Genomic DNA, 19676 nt, shown 5'->3' on the forward strand with positions numbered 1-19676 from the left:
AATAACGCTTTTTTACGTGTGTTGTTGCCGCAAATTTGCAACAATGGTGGAGTTGGGTTACAACTTTTGTACCGGCGATAAAACAAACAGGCAGTCTCAGGGGATACCTATGAAAATAACCGTCGCGATGCGGGTCATTGGCGGGTTCGCCATTATTTCGCTGCTGCTGATCATCATCAGCGCATTCTCGCTGCTCAACCTGAACTCAATTGGTTCAGCAACGCAAGAGGTCAACAACCTTGCCATTCCTACGGTTAATGGCAGTAATCAGCTTAAAGTGTCCTTCCTCAACATGGGTCGCCTGACGGTTGAAGGCTTCCATGAAAAAGAGCTTGAGCAATTACAGGTCACCCTGGACAAGTTTCAGACCAGTAAAACCAACTTTGATAAAGAGCTGAGCGCTTTGCGTAACGTCGTCGGTAGTGATGCCAGTTTCAGTGGCACGTTGGCAACCGTAGACGGTATTTATAAAGAATACCTGGATAACGTGACGGAAATGTTCGACAGTCGCCGCACGGATCTGGAGTATGGCAGCGCACTGGACAGTGTGGTCGGTGATGTCGAAGACAATGCCGATGACGCCTCCACCCTGATCCTCGACTTTGCCGACCTACCCGCAGTCAGCTCAGACAGCCGCCTGCGCCAGGCCTCTGAGATCGGTAGTCGTCTGGAAACCTCACTGTTATCCCTGCTGACCGTGAGTGCCGATTACATCAAGACGCAAAATTTGATCCGTGCCGAAACCATCGGAAACGAAGTCAAACTGGTCGTCAACCAGATTGCCGAACAGTTATCAGAAATGCAGCAACTGGCTGCCGGCCGCGACAACAGCGGCACCATGGAAGAGATATCTGAACTGGTAACGTCGGTGATCAACATGGTCAATGCCTCCGATGGCTTGCTGGCCACCCAGGTCGACCGCCTCAACAAACAGATCCAGGCTCGCCAGGCCCTGACCGATTCCGAAACCAATATCCAGCAGGCCATTGAATCCCTGAACAAACTGCTGGCCTTAACCGACGAGAAAACAGCAACCATCAAAGAAGATGTCGAAAGTTCTGTCAGCTCCGGCAATGTGCAGGTCATCGTGATTGTGATCATCTCACTGGGTGCGGCTGTGGCCATCGGCTTTTTCAGTGTGCGCGCAATTGTGGTGCCGCTATCTAAGGTCAATGACGTATTGCATGTGGTCTCATCCGGTGATTTGACCAAAAAACTGGACGATACGTCCGACGACGAATTCGGTGAATTGGCGCGCAGCGTTAACAACCTGATCGACAGTCTGAAGCAGCTGATTTCCGGTATCACGTCCCGCGCTGCGCAGTTGGCGGCCGCGTCTGAAGAGACCTCCGCGGTAACGGCACAGACCACCGACTCGATTCAGAATCAGAAGTCGCAGGTTGCTCAAGTAGCTACTGCGACCACAGAGATGCACAGCACGTCGCAGATGGTCACCCAAAGTGCCGAAGATACCCTGGCACAGATCAGCCATGCCGATGATGAAGCCGAGAAAGTGAAAGCCATTTCACTGGAGAACAAGCGCACCATCGAAGTATTGGCACGGGATGTTGAAGAAGCTGCCAATGTTATCAATAAACTGCATCAGGACAGTGCTTCCATTGGTGGCATTCTGGATGTTATCCGTGGCGTCGCCGACCAGACCAACCTGCTTGCCCTGAATGCGGCCATTGAGGCTGCACGGGCCGGTGAGCAGGGCCGTGGTTTTGCCGTGGTTGCCGATGAGGTTCGTACTCTGGCCAGCCGCACTCAGGAATCCACTCAGGAAATCAACGCCATGATTGAAGTCCTGCAGGCGGGTGCTGAGAAGGCGGTAACGGTGATGAACCAGGGCAAAGAACAAACCACCTTGTGTGTTGAGCAAACCGAAAAAGCCACGCTGGCGCTGGATTTGATCACCGAAGCGGTACACCGTGCGCATGACGTCAGCAGCCAGATTGAGCAGTCTGCCCGTGAGCAGAATGTGGTTTCTCAGGAAATCAGCGAGAAACTGGAAAACATTGTCGGCATCGCCGAAGAAACTGCCATTGGTGCACAGCAGACCTCCGATTCCAGTCAGGAAGTTGCACGACTGGCCGAAGAGCTGCAGTTGTCCATCCAACAGTTCAAGGTCTGATCCTTTCTATGCAACAAAAAAAGCACCCTGATGGGTGCTTTTTTTATGTCCTCAGCAACGTGGAGGCTTATTCAAACAACGCCCGGTGTAGCACCGTGACGACCTCGCCACTGGTTTTCTCGTCAACCAGAAACGACATATTGTGGGGGTTGGCACCGTAACAAATCATGCGCAGGTTAAACGCGTTAATGGAGGCAAAAATCTTGCTCGAAACGCCTGCGGCACTGTGCATATTGTTACCGACCACCGTGATCAGATCATAGCCTGACTCCACCTCAACCTCACAGAATTCACGCAATTCCTGCAAGGTTTCCCGATTCAGTCGCTCCGACACCGAGTTGGCCGGATTGTCCAGCGTAAATGACACCGCAATCTCAGATGTGGTGACAAGGTCAACACTCAGGTTATGTTTGGCGATAATGGTGAAAACGCTTTGCAGGAAGCCCTGTGCATGCACCATTTGCGGCGTTTTGACCGTTACCATCACCTGCTCTTTACGTCGCGTGATGGCGCGATAGGGAGGCTCATGGGTACAGTCCTTCATGATCCAGGTGCCGCCTTTCTCGGGTTCACGGCTGGAGCCGACAAACACTTTGATGTCCTGACGCAACGCAGGCTCCATGGTTGCCGGATGCAAGACCTTGGCGCCAAAATTGGCCATTTCGGCCGCCTCTTCAAAGCTCAGTTCCGGTAACGGCCGTGCTGCAGCAGTTATTCTGGGGTCTGTCGTGTAGACACCGACCACGTCGGTCCAAATCTGACACACATCGGCGTGTAATGCTTCTGCCAGCAAGGCAGCAGTAAAGTCAGAACCGCCACGCCCTAAGGTGGTTGTACGGCCTTGATCATCGGCGCCGACAAACCCTTGGGTGACCAAAACGGTATCGGCGAGCTCAGGTGTCATCAGTGATTGGGCTGCGTCTGCGATGCTCTGCAGTTGCGGGGCTGCCTGACCAAATTCGCTGTCAGTACGTAACACCTTGCGCACATCAAAATTGCGCGCCGTTACACCGCGCTGGTTGAGCACCTCGCTGAACAGCAATGAAGACATACGTTCACCGAGGGACAACAAGGCATCTTTTAATTCGCCCTGATGCAGCAGTTCCTCGTGATGAGCCAATTCTTCCAACTGCATCAGCAGCGTATCCAGTTTATCGGCCACATCTTTGGGCTGCCCCAGATCGGCCAATATGGCGAACTGGATCCCTTTGACCTGTTCAATCAACCCATCGCGCTGTTGTGGAGTCATGGCAGTATGAGCTAACTCAACCAACAGGTTGGTCACGCCCGCAGAAGCACTCACCACCACCACGCGTATGCCATTGTCGGCCGCCACAATGGCAGCACATTTGGACATGGCATCATGATTTGCAACACTGGTGCCGCCAAACTTGGCGACCGTCAATACTGAATTTTCCACCGTGAATATACACCTTTAGCCGTGCACAGAGCGTGCGTAATAGGGACGCAGTGTAGCAGCGCCACTTAAAGAGACAACTGCAATTTTTGCATAGGTTATGGCCGTTTAACGTTAATAACCACCCAGATATCCGGAATAGTTATTCACCTTTTCAGGCGAGCGCAGAGGCATTACTCGTGTGGCGAAACCACGTGCACACGATCACCCACGACCACGCCCTGTTGTGCAAACCACCCCTGATTCATTTCCAGGGCGTAACGGACCGGTTGAGAGGATTGAACCGGCGTCAGGTCTCCGGGTTGCAGCGCCTTGATATCGGTGATCGTGCCATCTTCAAGCACATAGGCAACGTCCAGCGGCAGGTAGGTGTTTTTCATCCACATGCTGGCGACCCGGTTGGTGTCAAACCGAAACAGCATGCCACAGTGCTCACACAAGGTAGTCCGAAACATGAGCCCCTGACTGCGCTGCTCAAAGGTTTGCGCATATTCAACGTTCAGCGTCCGTTCCCCCACGACAATGGTGGTGGTGGGAAAGGGCTCACTTGTTGCCGCATTTGCAGCGGCGTTAAACAACAACAGGACTGTCGCTGCAGCACCTAATAGCGTTTGCATGAGCACCCTTCGGTGCCATCGCTGGTTTGCCATTGTTGATAATCTCCTTCCACACAACGCATCTCGATGGTGGTGCATTGCTGGGCGTTATAACCGACTTTGGTATCGGCGGCACCGGCCACCAGGCTGCCGACCAATTCTCGTTTTGCGGTGTGGCTACAGGCCGTCAGCGTGATCGTCATTGCCAGGGTAAACAGCAGCTTCATGGTTGCATCATCCTTGGTTAGGGGCACAATTTAGGCTGTATCACCGCCGCTAAGTTCCCTATGCCAACAACGCGGCAATCGCCAGTCCCAGAGGGGTGCCGACAATATACCCTGCAACACCCACCAACACGCCCGGGGTGACCAGTGCTGGCCACCCTCGCGCCATTGCCAGCGCCGGCGCAGTGGTGGCGCCCAGTATTGCAGCATTGGACGCAATGATCAGTTCCGGCAACGACAGCGCCATGCCGGCATCCTGTTTACCCGAAATGCGTATTGCCAATCGACTGATCAAAGCACCACCAACAAACACCACGATGCCATGCACTGCCAGCAACAGCAGCACAAACGCCAGCAGGATTGGCGCCGATTCCAATAATTTTGCCACATCAGCGCCTGCCGCGATGGCGGCAAAAAACACAAACGCGAGCACCAGCCCCAGACTCTGACCGCCGTGCATACGGGCCATGCTGCGCGGGAACAGCGTCGCCGGGATCACGGCAAACACGGTAATGAATACATACCGCAGGCTGCTGGCGTCAAAGCCTTGCCACATTCCGTTCATGAGTGCCACACAGCCATCCGCCAGCGCCACCACCAGCAGCGCGAAGGTGATCGAGGCGGCCAGACTAAACCCGCTGACGCCCTGCTCTTTCTGCTGTGGTTGGAGTTCTCCTTCCTGGGTATGGTTGCGCTGGGCGTACTGCCTCATTAACCAGGCCGATGCCGGCATTAGCGCCAGCCCTGCCAGGAATATCGCGCTCATCAGGTTGTCCACCGCGGTTGCGGCCGAAATAATGTTGCCGTCGTCAAAGCCTGTCGATTGGATCACCGCAGCATAGTTCACCGAGCCACCCGTGTAGGTGGCGGTAAAGATGCCCGCCAGATCGGCTTCCCGACTGCCTAAATCCAGTAGCGAAGCGGCAACCCACGCCCCCACGGCCGTACCAATACAAGCCAGAATAAAGGCCAGCCCAACCCTGCCACTTTCGCCGATGATACGCCGCACATCCGCATGCATCAGGAACAGTGGAATCAACGCCGGCACCAGGTAGGAAAACACGAATCCATAGGCCGGCGCATCTTTGGGAATGATGCCGAGATTGGATGCCAGGATAGCGCCGAGGATGGCCCACACAGCGCCGGTGACCAGTTTTCCCCAAGCTTGTCGTTCAGCCCAGAAACCAAACAGGGCAATACCGAACAGAGCCCCGGCTACGGCAAAGGGTTGATCGGCTGGGATCAAGGACAGGGATGCATCTACGGTCATAGCTAAACCTTTTCGGTCAGTATCGGGCAACGCCCGACGGAAGTTAAATCATGAATGGACAGCAAGAGTACCCATAGGGGCCCATCATGGTCAATGGCCAACCACCTGCACGGGCACCGTCAATCCAAATTGACGGTAGATGCTGGTCACTTCGCCAGCTTCGAGCATGGCTTGCCAGGCTTTAGCCAACGCTTGTTGAAGTGTCCTGTCAGTAGAGGTCTGACTGATGGCAAAAAATACCGGATGACGGGGAAAGGCAAACAATACCTGCGCATCCAGTGGTGATAACCTGCCGGTAACAAAATGTCGTTGGGCCACACTGCTTTCTTCGAAAAACGCATCGATGCGGCCAGCCTTGAGCATCTCCAGCAACTTGTGGTTACTGACAATCGATACCAGCTTGTCCGCTTTCTGCAACGCCTCAGCCAACAAGGTTACCTGTCTATCGTAAAAGGTTCCCTGTGTAATGCCCACGATCATCGGCGCCAACAATAGTTCAGTCTGGTTGGTAACCCTGGAAGCGAAGGCCTTATTGCCGAGCATCACCACCCCTTCCATTGCCATCGGACCAATAAAACGGGCAAACGCAGCCCGTTGCGGATGTTGGGAAACGTTTGACAACGCATCGACCTCACCGTTGGCCAACAGATGCAATGCGCGGCTCCATGGTGCATTGACCACCACCACCTGACAACCAATATGTTCGGCCATGCGGGTGAACAGCCGCACTGACAAACCATCCCAGCGACCTTCACTTAACGCGATATGGTAAGGCGCAAAGCGCTCAGACACGGCAAAACGCAACTGACACCCTTGCTCCTGTGCCACGCTACAAGGACTGGTGAGTAGCACAGAAAACAATGCCAGGACCGGTGCAAACAGGGTTAACCAACGTTTACAGATTCGATGCTGCTGAGGAGATGACAGTTTCAATCCAATGCTACCCAAAAACCCAATACGTGCAGGGTAACAAAGTTTCCCTCGGGTGCACAGCGGACGATACATATAATGCTTATTTTTCAGTAAGTTGTGACGGGGCATCAAGGCCATAACGTCGATAGACGGCCTCAACCGTACGGTTTTGACGCAATTGCTGCCATCCGAGCGTCAGGCGTTCAACCGTCTCCGTTGGAACACTGGCCTTAGACAGTGCAAAAAAAACCGGTTGCGATGTGAACCGTTGGGCCACTGCAAACTGCTGCGGGTCCAGGATGCCGCTACTCAACAGGTACTGCGCCACCGTCGCATCCTCAAACACAGCATCCACCCGTCCGGTGGCCAGCATCCCTATACGACTTTGGTTGTGGGCAACACGCACCAGATGTTGGCGTTGCTCCAACGCCGTGGCAATCCGTTCCAACGATTCACCGTGAAATGTGCCCTGGGTCTTACCTACAATCCCGTCAAAACCGGCCAGGTCGTCTATCGTCTGCAGTTCGGCCAGCCACTTGCGGTGTGTCAGTAGCACCAGTTGTTCGACCGCCATGGGGCCGATGTAGACAGAGAAGCGGTCTCTTTCAGCGGTCGGTGTGTAATAGGACAACATGTCCAGCTCGCCATTTTCGAGCATTTGCACGGCCCTGTCCCAGGGCACATTGGCGAGGGTGAACTGGCACTCTGCAACTGCCACCAGCTCCTTCAACAAGTCAACGGCAAGCCCGCCCCATTGTGTATCGGGAGTTTGAATATGATACGGCGGGAACGCGCCGGACACGGCGAAACGTATCACGCAGTTAGCGAGCAGGGCCGTACTCCATAGCCCACTGAAAAGTAGCATCCCTATCAACACGGTAATTTGCACGGGCACTACCTGTAGAAACGGACTCCCTTACAGCATATCAGATCTTTTTCACAAGGCTGGCGACATGCACAAAAAAGGCGCCCTGAGGCGCCTTTTTTAACATTGTCAGACCCGATTACGCGATGTTCAGCGTCGGAATGATGTTCGCTTTGGCAGCTTGTTCTGCCTGGGTGAACTCATCCATTCGATCGAAGTTCAGGTAGCGGAAGATGTCACCCGACATGGAGTTGATCTTGCTCGCGTACGCCATGTATTCCTCAGCGGTTGGGATTTTACCCACAATCGCACCAACCGCAGCCAGCTCGGCAGAGGTCAGGTATACGTTAGCACCATCACCTAAACGGTTGGGGAAGTTACGGGTAGACGTTGACAGTACAGTTGCTCCGGCTTCAACCCGTGCCTGGTTACCCATACACAGTGAACATCCTGGCATTTCGGTGCGTACACCGGCACGTCCGTAGATGTTGTAGTAGCCTTCTTCCATCAATTGCGCCTGATCCATCTTGGTCGGCGGGGAAATCCACAGGCGCGTGGTCAACGGATCTTTGTTCTGCTCCAGCAGTTTACCCGCAGCACGGAAGTGGCCGATGTTGGTCATGCACGAACCGATGAACACTTCGTCTACTTTGTCGCCGGCAACCTCAGACAGCGTTTTCGCGTCATCAGGGTCATTCGGGCAGCACACGATAGGCTCTTTGATTTCGTTCAAATCGATTTCCAATACTTCTGCGTATTCCGCATCGCTGTCGGCACGCATCAGCTCAGGATTGGCCAGCCACTCTTCCATCTTACGCGCTCGGCGCTCAAGGGTACGAGGGTCGCCATAGCCTTCGTTGATCATCCAGCGCAACATGGTGATGTTGGAACGCAGGTATTCGGCAATGGATTCTTCGGACAGCTTGATGGTACAACCGGCAGCCGAACGCTCAGCAGAGGCATCCGACAGTTCGAACGCCTGCTCAACGGTGAGGTTTTCCAGGCCTTCAATCTCCAGAATGCGACCGGAGAAAGCATTGATTTTGCCTTTCTTGGCCACGGTCAACAGGCCGTTTTTGATCCCGTACAACGGAATCGCATGCACCAGGTCACGCAGGGTGATACCGGGTTGCATTTCGCCTTTGAAGCGCACCAATACCGACTCAGGCATGTCCAGCGGCATAACACCGGTAGCAGCGGCGAATGCAACCAGACCGGAACCTGCCGGGAATGAAATACCAATTGGGAAACGGGTGTGAGAGTCACCACCAGTACCCACGGTATCCGGCAATAGCATACGGTTCAGCCAGGAGTGAATGATACCGTCACCAGGACGCAGGGATACACCACCGCGGTTCATGATGAAATCAGGCAGGGTATGCTGGGTATCAATGTCTACCGGCTTCGGATACGCTGCCGTGTGACAGAACGACTGCATGGTCAAATCCGCAGTAAAGCCAAGACACGCCAGGTCTTTCAGTTCATCACGGGTCATCGGACCGGTGGTGTCCTGAGAGCCGACGGTGGTCATTTTAGGCTCGACGTAAGTACCGGGACGCACCCCCTCAACACCGCAGGCCTTACCGACCATTTTCTGTGCCAAGGTATAGCCTTTGCCGGTGTCTTTAGGTTGCTCAGGTTTACGGAACAACTCAGACGGCCCCAGACCCAGAGACTCACGGGCCTTTTCGGTCAGACCACGACCAATGATCAGGTTAATACGACCACCTGCACGCACTTCATCCAGGATCACCTTGGACTTGTAGCTGTACTCGGCCAGGGTTTCGCCGCTGTCGGCGTTGACGATTTTACCGTCCAGTGGGTAGATGTCGATGACATCGCCCATCTCCATTTTTTCAACATCGGCTTCGAACACCAACGCACCGGCATCTTCCATGGTGTTGAAGAAAATCGGCGCCACTTTACCGCCGATACAAATACCGCCACCGCGCTTGTTCGGCACACCAGGCAGGTCTTCACCGAAGAACCACAATACGGAGTTGGTGGCCGATTTACGGGATGAACCGGTACCGACAACATCACCCACAAACGCAACCGGGTGACCTTTGGCTTTGATCTCTTCAATCTGCTTCAGCGGACCCACTTCACCGTGACTCTCTGGCTCCAGGCCTTCACGGGTCATTTTGTACATGGCACGGGCATGCAACGGAATATCCGGACGAGACCAGGCATCTGGTGCAGGAGACAGGTCATCGGTATTGGTTTCGCCGGTGACCTTGAACACTGTCGCGGTAATTTTTTCCGGCAGTTCACGACGAGAGGTGAACCACTCTGCATCGGCCCAGGATTGCATCACGTCTTTAGCATGTGCATTACCGGCTTTGGCCTTGTCTTCAACATCGTGGAATGCGTCAAACATCAGCAGCGTGTGCTTCAATTCAACCGCCGCCAGTTCAGCCAAATCGCTGTCATCCAGCAGGCTTACCAGGGTTTCGATGTTGTAACCACCGTGCATGTTGCCGAGCAACTTCACCGCATCTTGTTTGCTGATCAGCGGAGACGTCGCTTCACCTTTTACCAATGCCGTCAGAAAGCCCGCTTTTACGTACGCGGCTTCGTCAACACCGGGAGGGACACGATCGGAAATCAGTTCCAGCAGGAAGTCTTCTTCGCCTGCCGGTGGGTTTTTCAACAACTCAACCAGATCTGCAACCTGCTCCGGGTTCAGCGGCTTGGGTGGAACTCCTTCAGCAGCACGTTCTTCCACGTGTTTACGATAGGCTTCTAACACAATAAGGTCCTCTTGTTTTAACTCCGAGAATTACGACACCGTAATGGAGTATAGAAATGAAACCGCGCAAGTATAAGGGTTATGCGCAGAAATTTAAATTTCTCGTTGGTTTTGTTTGTTTATGGCCGATATTCATCGGCGCAATGGTTCAACCACTTCACATTTCGCTAACAAATAATTCTTCCTAGGGTTTGTACAAGCGCAATAATTCCGCCTGCTCACCATCTGTTAGCACGTAAATGCTGCCGTCAGGGTGTTTTCGCACATCCCGGATCCGTTGTTGTCGGTCTGCCAGCAATGTCTCCTGAGCGACCACATGAAGACCGTCCATCTCAACCCTGATCAACGCTTTGTCCTTGAGCGCACCGACGAACAAATCGCCTTCCCATTCACGAAACATACTGCCCCAATACACCAATAAGCCCGAAGGGGCTATCGACGGCGTCCAGTCCAGTAACGGATCGTTCATGCCGGTATAGGAAGTGAACGGAGAAATGCGTGCCCCGGAATAGTCTCTGCCATGGGTTGCAACCGGCCAACCGTAATTCTGTCCGGCGTGAATAACATTGATTTCATCACCACCTGCAGGACCGTGTTCATGGGCGATCAGCACACGGCGTATCGAATCATACGCCAGCCCCTGCGGGTTTCGGTGCCCGATGCTGAACACCCGTTGCGCCAGTGGCGAGTCTGATGTAGCGAAGGGGTTATCGTCAGGCACGCCCCCGGTATCGGTAACACGCAGGGTTTTACCCAGTTGATTGTCCTGACGCTGCGCATCCTCGCGATAATCAAAGCCATCACCGGTGGTCACAACCAGAGTATTGTCGGGCAGAAACGCCATCCGCGCCCCGTAATGTACCGGGGTATCTTTACACGGCATGACACGCAAGACGTCTTGCTGTTGCTGCCATTGATGCTGGTGTATCTGTCCGCGTACCACCCGCAGCTGATTGCAGTCTGCGCTACCGGCGGCATAACTCAGATACACCCAACCGTTGTCGGCAAATTTCGGGTGCAACACCACATCGTGCAACCCACCCTGTCCGGCCACATAGATGTCATCGGGCAGCCCTTCGATCATCGAGCGCTGACCTTCTTTGATGTGTAAAAGTTGTCCTCCACGCAAGGTGATCAACATGGAAGCGTCGGGCATAAATGCCAACGACCAGGGACGATCCAGTCCTTGCTCCACCGTTTGCAGTGAAAAGTCAGCCGACTTTGCAGGGCTGACTAAGGTACACAGTATCACTGTCATCATTCCCCACACCCTCGTGCGCAGAAAATTCATGGGCTTTACTCCATCGTCGTTTTCGTCAATCATGCCATTAATTCCCGGCTGTCGCAGCTACCCAATGTTCAGGAGTGTTTGTTATGTGGCGACGAACCGGCTACTACCTGTTGGCCGTTTGTAGCACCTTCATCCTTGCCTCACTACTTCACACCCAATTTGTGTTGTACGAGCTGCAACGTCTTAGCATCCCTATCGATGTGGCCACCCGCCTCAGCACCAGCGCCGACGACATGCTCGGCCTGGCGCCAGGCTACGGCGGTGTGATTGCACTGGCGCTGCTGCTTGGTTTTTTGGTCATTCATGGTGTACGTCACTACCTGCGCTCGGATCATCCGGTGTGGTTCCCGCTCGCCGGAACCCTTGCCATGCTCAGTGCATTGCTTGCCATGCAGCCGATTCTCGATATCACCCTGATCGCCGGTGCCCGCACCCTGCCGGGCCTGATAGCCCAATGCCTGGCCGGTACAATGGGTGGCTGGGTATACGGACAACAATTCGCTCGTCAATAAACCGTACTTGCGCTGCCGACAGAAAGGGTCTAATTTACATGTAACCTTTTAGTTACATGTAAAGATCATGGATCAAACCTTCACCGCCCTGGCCAACGCACACCGCCGCACCATGCTGGATATTCTCAAAGCCAAGCCGGGTTTATGTGTCAATGATATCGCAGCCCATTTTGACATGAGCCGGGTAGCGGTTATGAAACACCTGGCGGTACTGGAAGCTGCACAACTGGTGGTGACAGAACGGGTCGGCAAGGAAAAGCACCATTACTTTAATGTCATCCCCATCCAACAAATTTACGACCGCTGGACCGATCAATACAGCCGCTTTATGGCCTCCCGCCTGACCGCTTTTAAAGATCAGGTAGAACAACAGGAATCCGATGATGAGCAATCCCAACAACAGAAGTGTTCATAAAATTTTCATCGCCGCACCCATCGACAAAGTGTGGCAACAGATCACCCAGCGAGACGGCTTGCAGGCACAGTTCTTCAATGCGCGACTGGACACACCGGGACTCGCGCCTGGGGCCCCGATACGCATGAGAACCGGTAAGGACGGAAAGTATACGTCTGTGGTTGGCGAGGTACTGACCTACGACCCGCCCCATGAATACAGCCATACCTTCAAGTTCACCAACCTTGATGATCCATACTGCACGGTTATCTACCTGTTGAAGGCTGTCGATGGTGGCACCGAATTTACCCTCATCAACGAAGACATGCCGGCGGGCAGTAAAACCGAGAAATACATGGTTCAGGGTGCCGATTTTATCCTGCAGACGCTGAAGGGGTTGATGGAGTCCGGCAAACCACCGTTTAAATCGCGCCTGTTGTTGGCCATGATTGGATTATTCGCATTCGCTACCCCGAAACGCTGTCGCTCGGAACACTGGCCCTTTGACCTGCAGGAGGAAGCCTAATGGCAACGCCCGAGGAAATGGCCGCCAGTATGATCAACAACCTGGCGGACAAAACCGGCCGCGACCTGCAGCAATGGCTGGACATTGTGTCGCCACAGTTGCCGGCCAAACACGGTCAGTTGGTGAAATGGTTGAAATCGGAACATGGCGTCAGTCATGGCTTTGCCAACCTGATCGCCCATCAGGCACTGAACCAGGACTCGCCGGCGGCAGAGGGTGAAGCGCTGATAGACGCCCAATTCCGTGGCAAGGAAAATCTCCGTCCGCTGTACCGGGCCGTGGTGGATTACCTGTTGCAATTGGGCCCAGATGTCGAGCTGGCGCCCAAAAAAGCCTATGTCAGTGTGCGCCGAAAGACCCAGTTTGCATTGCTGCAACCCTCAACCAAAACCCGCCTGGATGTGGGGATTAAACTAAAAGGCATGCCCCCTGACGGTAAACTCGAAGCCTCCGGCAGCTTCAATGCCATGGTCACCCATCGTGTGCGGGTGACCGGTATTGACGACATTGATGAGGCATTGAAAGGTTGGTTGGCAGACGCGTATCAACAGGCTGGCTAAGACTGATAGTGCAGTCCTATCGCACGGAACAGCGCCAGATGCTTTTTCCGCCATTGGTGGGACTTGTCATTAAAACGGTGATTGGCCGACAGCTTCACAATCACTAACTGTTGATCAGGGTCGATGTAGATGAATTGATGGTAAATCCCCTGAGCCATGAACTCATCGTCGGCGTCGGTGGGGATCCACCATTGATAACCATAGCCATAGGGTGAACTGGACAGAGGGTTGTCAGCCCCTGGCATCAGGTGTGGCGCATCCGGGGTAACGGAGTCCGTGACCCACTGCTGAGGCACCAGTTGCTGGCCCTGCCAGCGGCCGCCGTTGGCGTATAGCCAACCGAATTTGGCATAATCCCGCAGTGTCACATTCAAGCCACCCAGCGCCAACTCCATGCCATTGTCATCAGCTAACCAGTAGGCCTCATCCTGCATGCCCAGCGGCTCCCAAATCCTGCGCTGCAGATACTCGGTCAGGCTGACATCAAGCACCCTATCCAGCACCATACCAAGGACCTGAGTGTCGATGCTGACGTAGTGGTTGTAGGTGCCCGGCGCTCGCTCCCGGTGCAGACTGGCAGTAAACGCATCCAGTGACGTTCCCAATGCAATTGCGCGGGAGAATCGATTGATATCGGAATTAAAATCCCCGTAGTCCTCGTTAAACCCAACGCCGGATGACATTTGCAGTACATCCTTGATGCGCACACCATCGTAGCCTGAGCCGCGCAATTCTGGCACATAATCGGTCACCGCGTCTTCGATACTGGCAATCTTGCCCTCCGCCAACGCCATCCCGAATAACGCCGACACAAACGACTTACCCATCGAAAAAGAAATGTGCTGGGTGGTGGCGGTTTCGCCCAGGTAGTAGTTTTCCACCCGGGTAACGCCGTCTTTGATCACCATCAACCCGGTGGTACCACTGTCCTGCAAAAAATCGTTCAAGCGCAGTGATTGCCCCTCTAAGGCGAACGTATCGGGCAGGGTTCCGGGCGCAGTGGGGAATGCAAAAGGTTGGGAGCTGGCGGGAATCGTTTTGGCATTGAAGCGTGTGTACATGGAGCGAAAGTTTTCAACAATTTTATCTTCGTCGTACAACGTGACCGCCATGTACAGTCGCTGCAGATTTGACCAATAACTGGCGGTCAGTGTGAGTACAACCACCAGCACAATCGCGCTAATTCCTTTCCAATGCTTCATTTTTTTGCGGCTTCCCAGCGAAAAACAGTGACTCAATGTAGCATGACTCTGTGTTGTGGGGAATTGCTCACCTGCAGGCTTATAAGTCAGCAACTTTGGACAGACTTTGTGGCGCTGATATCAGTATGATGGGCGTCTGTTTGCAAAATCAATAATCTCATGTCCGACGAGCCACATTACACACCACGTATCAGCAATGTTATCGCCCATATTGAACGCCATCTGGATGATGATCTGTCATTACAAACCCTGAGCCAGGTGGCAGCCTGCTCCAAGTATCATTTTCACCGGGTTTTCAGCGCCGAAACGGGGATGAATGTAACCCAGTTTGTACGATTATTGCGTTTGAAGCGGGCCTCGTTTCGCCTCGCCTTTGAAGCCGACAAAAGCGTGCTGGAGATAGCCATTGAAGCCGGTTTCGAAACCCCGGAAGCCTTTGCGAAAGCGTTCAGAAGGATCTTCTCGCAATCCCCCAGTGAGTTTCGTTGCACACCACAGTGGGATCACTGGCATCAGCAAATCGGCAACCCACCAACACTTGTCACAGGAGCCCCTATGGACATTAATATTGTGGATTTCCCCGCCACCAAGGTAGCAGTGCTTGAACACCACGGAGCACCCACGCAGATTTTACAATCGGTAGGAAGGTTCATTGCCTGGCGCAAAGCCACCGGTTTGTCACCGCTGCAAAGCGCCATGACCTTTGGCATCCCCTACAGTGATCCGCACACCACGCCAGCCGAGGATTTCCGTTGGGATGTGTGTGGCAGCGTAGAGCAGGACGTGCCCGACAATGATTTCGGCGTCAAAACAGGCTTAATTCCGGGCGGACGTTGTGCCAGAGTCAGACATCAGGGCAGTCACGACCGACTGGATGAAAGCATCATCCCGGTGTTTCGGGACTGGTTGCCGGAAAGTGGCCAGCAATTGCGCGACTTCCCCTGCTTTTTTCATTACCTGAATTTTATTCATCAGGTCGATGAGTGCGACCTGCTCACCGACATTTATGTGCCCTTGATATGATTGACGCATAAAAAAGGGCGCTAAACAGCGCCCTTAATGCAAGCTAATTTGAGGGGTTACTCGTCCCGCTCAACCACCGCGTTGTGATACACGTTCTGCACGTCATCACAATCATTCAACATGTCCATAAACTTGTCGAACATGGGCACGTCATCACCACTAACGGCAGCATCTGTCTGGGGCACAAAGGTAATTTCATCAATATCAAACTCGATGTCACCCAATTGCTCTGACAGGGCAGTTTTGGCCTTAAAGTACTCGGTATGCGGGGCAAACACCGTGATCGTGCCGTCTTCCAGTTCCACATCGGTAACGTCAACATCGGCTTCCATCAGCAGTTCGAGAATGGCATCTTCGTCATCCCCTTTAAAACCAAGAATGGCCTGATGTTCGAACATGTGCGCGACGGCACCGGGTGCGCCAATTTTTGCACCGGTTTTAGTGAAACAGTTACGCACGTCTGTGATCGTGCGGTTGGGGTTGTCGGTCAAACAGTCCACAATCACCATACAACCACCGGGGCCAAACCCTTCGTAACGGGCTGGCGAGAAGTCTTCACCCGCGCCACCGGCCGCTTTATCAATGGCCTTTTCGATTACGTGGCTGGGTACCTGATCTTTTTTGGCTTTATCCATCAAACGGCGCAAGGCCAGGTTGGTTTCAGGATCGGGGCCACCGTTTTTGGCACACACGTAAATCTCTTTACCGTACTTGGAATAAACCTTGGTTTTGGCGCCAGCGGTCTTGGCCATCGCCGCTTTTCTTACTTCAAATGCACGTCCCATGAAACTTCTCTGCGTTGAATGTTCAAAAATTCGAATGGCGGGATTTTACCCGCCCCACCCTGTCAGGGCAAATGCCGTGTGGCCAGATACTCATGGGACTGCATTTCCTTGAGCCGGCTCAGGCAGCGTTTGAATTCAAAATTCAATTGACCGTCGCTGTACAACGCTGCCATGGGGACCGCTGCAGACATGATCAGTTTGACATTGCGCTCATAAAACTCATCCACCATGGCGATAAACCGCCGGGCGATATCGTCGCTCTGCTGACCCATTTGCTCAACGTTGGCCAGCAGTACGGTGTGGTAACAACGACTGATCTCCATGTAATCGGTCTGACTGCGCGGCCCATCACACAGGGCACGGAAATCAAACATCACGACACCGTCAGCATCGATAATGGTCTGAATCTGGCGCCCTTCAACCGTAATGGCGCGCCCTTCGCAGCCCGCTTCCGGTGCCAGCTGATTAAAATAGGTACGTAAATTGACCATCGCCTGCTCGTCCAGCGGGTGATGATAGATCTCGGCTTGCTTTAGCGTACGCAGACGATAGTCCACGCCACTGTCCACATTGATCACCCGGGTATTCTGATTGATCAGGTCAATGGCTGGCAGAAAACGCGCACGCTGCAAGCCATTGCGATACAACTCGTCAGGAATGATGTTTGACGTCGCCACCAGGACAATACCTCGCGCGAACAACGCTTCCATCAGGGTTCCCAGGATCATGGCATCGGTAATATCGGACACAAAAAATTCATCGAAACAGATGATGCGGGCTTCTTTGGCGAAGCGGTCGGCGACAATTTCCAGCGGGTTCTGCTGACCGCCGAGGGTTTTCAGTTCGCTGTGAACACGGTGCATGAAGCGGTGAAAATGGATGCGCATCTTGCGTTCAAACGGCAGGCACTCGTAAAACGTGTCAACCAGATAGGTCTTTCCCCGGCCAACCCCCCCCCAGAAGTACAGCCCCTGGATACCGGGTTTCTGCATACCCTTGCCAAACGCCGCCTTGAGCTTCACTCGCCAGGTCAGTTTCTTCTGCGGTTGAGTTAGCTCGTCATACAGGCGCTGAAGTTCGCGTACCGCGTTCTCCTGCGCAGGGTCATGGTGGAACTCGGGATCTTTGAGATCAGACTGGTATTTTTGCCAGGGCGTCATCGTTTGCATGCTCGACTTTTTCGTCTCATGAACTTGAATGAAAATAATTTGACCGCATAGTTTGCTTAGGGAGTATCATTAAGTAAAGCCTAAGCTTAAATTGGAGACGTTATGGATTGGGTGATTGGGATTTTACTGCTGTTAGCCGGTGCCGTCATCGGCTATTTTCTGGCCAGGTTTCAGATGGACAAAAAGGCAGCAGACGACGCCGAACAATCAGGTGAACAAACCCTGCGTGAAATTATGTTACAGCAAGCCGGCTCACACCTGGATCAGACCCGCCACATGGTCAATGCTATCCAGCAACAATGTGAAGCCATGCAGGAACAAATGGATGCTTACGAGCATGTGCTGCATATCGAGTCAGAGCAGGATGGCAAACAGCAACTGAGCTATTTCGGCGAGCACGCCACGATGTACATCCGTTCAAAGCAAAAAGCGCCGAAACGGGAGCCAAGCACAACCGACGTTCAGCCACGGGATTTTTCCAGTGGCAGTTCCGGACTGTTCGACGGCTCGAAAAATCGACAAGTCGTCGACCCGGACGGCTGAGCGGGGAACTTTCCCATCCCCAGGGGAGTCAAGCATTGGGTGTCACCTCAGACACCCTCACACACTTGAATGTATATACTGGAGAACAGGTAACGATGAAAAAAGCGGTCAATCGTCTTTTAATTGGTTCCAGTCTGCTGGTTGCTAGTCTGGGTATGTCCCTGCATGCGACTGCCGGGATTCCGTTTTTCACCGAAGAACAAACCCCTTCCCTTGCTCCCATGCTGGAGCAAACCACGCCCGCGATTGTCAGTATCGCCGTTGAAGGTACTCAGGTTCAGCGACAGCGGATCCCGGAAATGTTCCGCCACTTCTTTGGCGGCCCGAATGAGCAAGTTCAGGAAAGGCCATTTCGAGGGCTCGGTTCTGGCGTCATCATTGACGCGGAGCGGGGCTATGTGGTGACCAATAACCATGTGGTCGACAACGCCGATGAAATTGTCGTCAAACTGACCGATGGACGCGAACTGACCGCCAAGAAAATCGGTGCGGATGAACAAAGCGACATTGCACTACTCAAAATCGAGCCTGAAAACCTGGTTGCTGTCCCACTGGCAGATTCAGACAAACTGCGGGTCGGCGACTTCGTTGTCGCGATTGGTAACCCCTTTGGACTGAGCCAGACGGTTACCTCCGGTATCGTCAGTGCGCTGGGTCGCTCAGGACTGAACATCGGCGGTTATGAGGACTACATCCAAACAGATGCGGCGATTAACCGTGGCAACTCCGGTGGTGCATTGGTCAACCTGCGGGGTGAACTGGTCGGTATCAATACCGCGATTTTTGGTCCCAATGGCGGCAACGTGGGTATTGGCTTTGCCATCCCCAGCAACATGATGAAAAGCCTGATTGACCAAATCATCGAGTTTGGCGAAGTCCGCCGCGGACTGTTGGGTATCCTCGGCCAGGACGTGGATGCCGGTCTGTCAGAGGCCATGAACCTGGGTGCCAATAAGGGCGCTTTCGTCAGTGAAGTCAGTCCTGATTCCGCGGCCGAAAAAGGCGGCATTCAAGCCGGTGATATCATCATTGCAGTAAACGGTAATGACGTCGCTTCTTTCCAGGAACTGCGAGCCAAAATTGGCACCATGGGTGCTGGAGCTGAGGTCGAACTGACCCTGTTACGCAAGGGTGACCGGGTTAATGTTGACGTGGTACTTGACGATGCTACCGGCGCCGTTGTCGCGGCCCAGGAAATCCATCCGGCACTGGAAGGCGCCACCCTGGCAAACGGCACCACGGAACGGGGCAACAATGGGGTCGAAATTACCGAGCTCGAGGCCCGTTCTCCGGCAGCCCGCATTGGCTTGCAGGAAGGTGATGTGATTGTCGGTGTTAACCGCAACCGGGTGAATACTGTGACTGAGCTGCGGGCCATGCTCGACGGTGCGAAAGGCGTCATCGCGCTGAATGTACAACGTGGCACCTCATCCCTGTATCTGGTTATCCGCTAATCCTCAAATCAGCGACCCGCTTGTGCGCGGGTCGCTGTCATCTCGCT

At 53.7% G+C, this 19676-nt stretch carries 19 protein-coding genes; 8 read left to right on the forward strand and 11 right to left on the reverse strand.

Translation table 11 applies throughout. The annotated features are described in order from the left end of the window. Positions 1-109: 109 nt before the first annotated feature. The gene (locus LJ739_RS16280) at positions 110-2134 is read left to right on the forward strand and encodes a methyl-accepting chemotaxis protein (RefSeq protein ID WP_229162209.1); all 2025 of its coding nucleotides are present in this window, start codon (positions 110-112) and stop codon (positions 2132-2134) included. A 67-nt stretch (positions 2135-2201) separates the two neighbouring features. Here the strand turns inward: LJ739_RS16280 and lysC are convergent, their stop codons facing one another. From lysC to LJ739_RS16320, 8 genes are all read right to left on the reverse strand, one after another. Further along, positions 2202-3554, reverse strand: a complete 1353-nt coding sequence (gene lysC / locus LJ739_RS16285; RefSeq protein WP_229162210.1) for a lysine-sensitive aspartokinase 3 — start codon at positions 3552-3554, stop codon at positions 2202-2204. Positions 3555-3724: 170 nt separating this feature from the next. Beyond that, positions 3725-4168 carry a DUF192 domain-containing protein gene (locus LJ739_RS16290; RefSeq protein ID WP_229162211.1) on the reverse strand — a complete coding sequence of 148 codons (444 nt, stop codon included), beginning with the start codon at positions 4166-4168 and terminating at the stop codon, positions 3725-3727. After that, positions 4153-4374 carry a hypothetical protein gene (locus tag LJ739_RS16295; protein ID WP_229162212.1) on the reverse strand — a complete coding sequence of 74 codons (222 nt, stop codon included), beginning with the start codon at positions 4372-4374 and terminating at the stop codon, positions 4153-4155. The genes LJ739_RS16290 and LJ739_RS16295 overlap by 16 nt, the downstream gene beginning before the upstream one ends. 58 nt (positions 4375-4432) lie before the next feature. Continuing rightward, positions 4433-5641 carry a DUF819 family protein gene (locus tag LJ739_RS16300; protein ID WP_229162214.1) on the reverse strand — a complete coding sequence of 403 codons (1209 nt, stop codon included), beginning with the start codon at positions 5639-5641 and terminating at the stop codon, positions 4433-4435. Between the two features lie 90 nt (positions 5642-5731). Then, positions 5732-6574 carry a substrate-binding periplasmic protein gene (locus tag LJ739_RS16305; protein ID WP_229162216.1) on the reverse strand — a complete coding sequence of 281 codons (843 nt, stop codon included), beginning with the start codon at positions 6572-6574 and terminating at the stop codon, positions 5732-5734. A 79-nt stretch (positions 6575-6653) separates the two neighbouring features. Beyond that, positions 6654-7442: a substrate-binding periplasmic protein gene (locus tag LJ739_RS16310; protein WP_229162218.1), complete on the reverse strand. Its 789-nt coding sequence runs from the start codon at positions 7440-7442 to the stop codon at positions 6654-6656. Between the two features lie 115 nt (positions 7443-7557). Beyond that, positions 7558-10170, reverse strand: coding sequence for a bifunctional aconitate hydratase 2/2-methylisocitrate dehydratase (gene acnB / locus LJ739_RS16315; protein WP_229162219.1), 2613 nt, complete (start codon positions 10168-10170; stop codon positions 7558-7560). A 184-nt stretch (positions 10171-10354) separates the two neighbouring features. Then, entirely contained in the window at positions 10355-11494 is a 1140-nt protein-coding gene (locus LJ739_RS16320) for a PQQ-dependent sugar dehydrogenase (protein WP_229162220.1), read from the reverse strand. 50 nt (positions 11495-11544) lie between these two features. Here LJ739_RS16320 and LJ739_RS16325 point away from each other — a divergent pair, with 50 nt between their 5' ends. The 4 genes from LJ739_RS16325 to LJ739_RS16340 all read left to right on the forward strand — a co-directional run bounded on the left by LJ739_RS16325 (position 11545) and on the right by LJ739_RS16340 (position 13453). Further along, the gene (locus LJ739_RS16325; protein ID WP_229162221.1) at positions 11545-11973 is read left to right on the forward strand and encodes a hypothetical protein; all 429 of its coding nucleotides are present in this window, start codon (positions 11545-11547) and stop codon (positions 11971-11973) included. A 67-nt stretch (positions 11974-12040) separates the two neighbouring features. Next, on the forward strand, positions 12041-12388 hold the full coding sequence (locus LJ739_RS16330) for an ArsR/SmtB family transcription factor (RefSeq protein WP_229162222.1): 348 nt from the start codon (positions 12041-12043) through the stop codon (positions 12386-12388). Further along, on the forward strand, positions 12354-12893 hold the full coding sequence (locus LJ739_RS16335; RefSeq protein ID WP_229162223.1) for an SRPBCC domain-containing protein: 540 nt from the start codon (positions 12354-12356) through the stop codon (positions 12891-12893). Before LJ739_RS16330 ends, LJ739_RS16335 begins: the two co-directional genes overlap by 35 nt. Beyond that, entirely contained in the window at positions 12893-13453 is a 561-nt protein-coding gene (locus LJ739_RS16340) for a DUF4287 domain-containing protein (protein WP_229162224.1), read from the forward strand. The genes LJ739_RS16335 and LJ739_RS16340 overlap by 1 nt, the downstream gene beginning before the upstream one ends. Here the strand turns inward: LJ739_RS16340 and LJ739_RS16345 are convergent. Then, positions 13450-14655 (reverse strand): serine hydrolase domain-containing protein, encoded by a 1206-nt coding sequence (locus LJ739_RS16345; protein ID WP_229162225.1) that lies wholly within the window; start codon positions 14653-14655, stop codon positions 13450-13452. The two genes, LJ739_RS16340 and LJ739_RS16345, sit on opposite strands and share 4 nt — an antisense overlap. Before the next feature lie 159 nt (positions 14656-14814). Here LJ739_RS16345 and LJ739_RS16350 point away from each other — a divergent pair, with 159 nt between their 5' ends. After that, complete coding sequence (locus LJ739_RS16350; RefSeq protein WP_229162226.1) at positions 14815-15678, forward strand: AraC family transcriptional regulator; 864 nt, start codon at positions 14815-14817, stop codon at positions 15676-15678. Between the two features lie 56 nt (positions 15679-15734). Here LJ739_RS16350 and LJ739_RS16355 read toward each other — a convergent pair whose 3' ends face one another. Next, positions 15735-16463, reverse strand: coding sequence for a YebC/PmpR family DNA-binding transcriptional regulator (locus tag LJ739_RS16355; protein ID WP_229162227.1), 729 nt, complete (start codon positions 16461-16463; stop codon positions 15735-15737). Between the two features lie 62 nt (positions 16464-16525). Then, entirely contained in the window at positions 16526-17623 is a 1098-nt protein-coding gene (zapE, locus tag LJ739_RS16360) for a cell division protein ZapE (RefSeq protein WP_229162480.1), read from the reverse strand. 111 nt (positions 17624-17734) lie between these two features. Between zapE and LJ739_RS16365 the strand changes: the two genes are divergently transcribed. Both LJ739_RS16365 and LJ739_RS16370 read left to right on the forward strand, forming a co-directional pair. Beyond that, the gene (locus LJ739_RS16365; RefSeq protein WP_229162228.1) at positions 17735-18175 is read left to right on the forward strand and encodes a ZapG family protein; all 441 of its coding nucleotides are present in this window, start codon (positions 17735-17737) and stop codon (positions 18173-18175) included. Positions 18176-18270: 95 nt separating this feature from the next. Further along, on the forward strand, positions 18271-19629 hold the full coding sequence (locus LJ739_RS16370) for a DegQ family serine endoprotease (RefSeq protein ID WP_229162229.1): 1359 nt from the start codon (positions 18271-18273) through the stop codon (positions 19627-19629). The last annotated feature ends 47 nt before the right edge of the window (positions 19630-19676 follow it).

Source organism: Fluctibacter halophilus (genome assembly GCF_020687825.1).
Lineage (GTDB): Bacteria > Pseudomonadota > Gammaproteobacteria > Enterobacterales > Alteromonadaceae > Fluctibacter > Fluctibacter halophilus.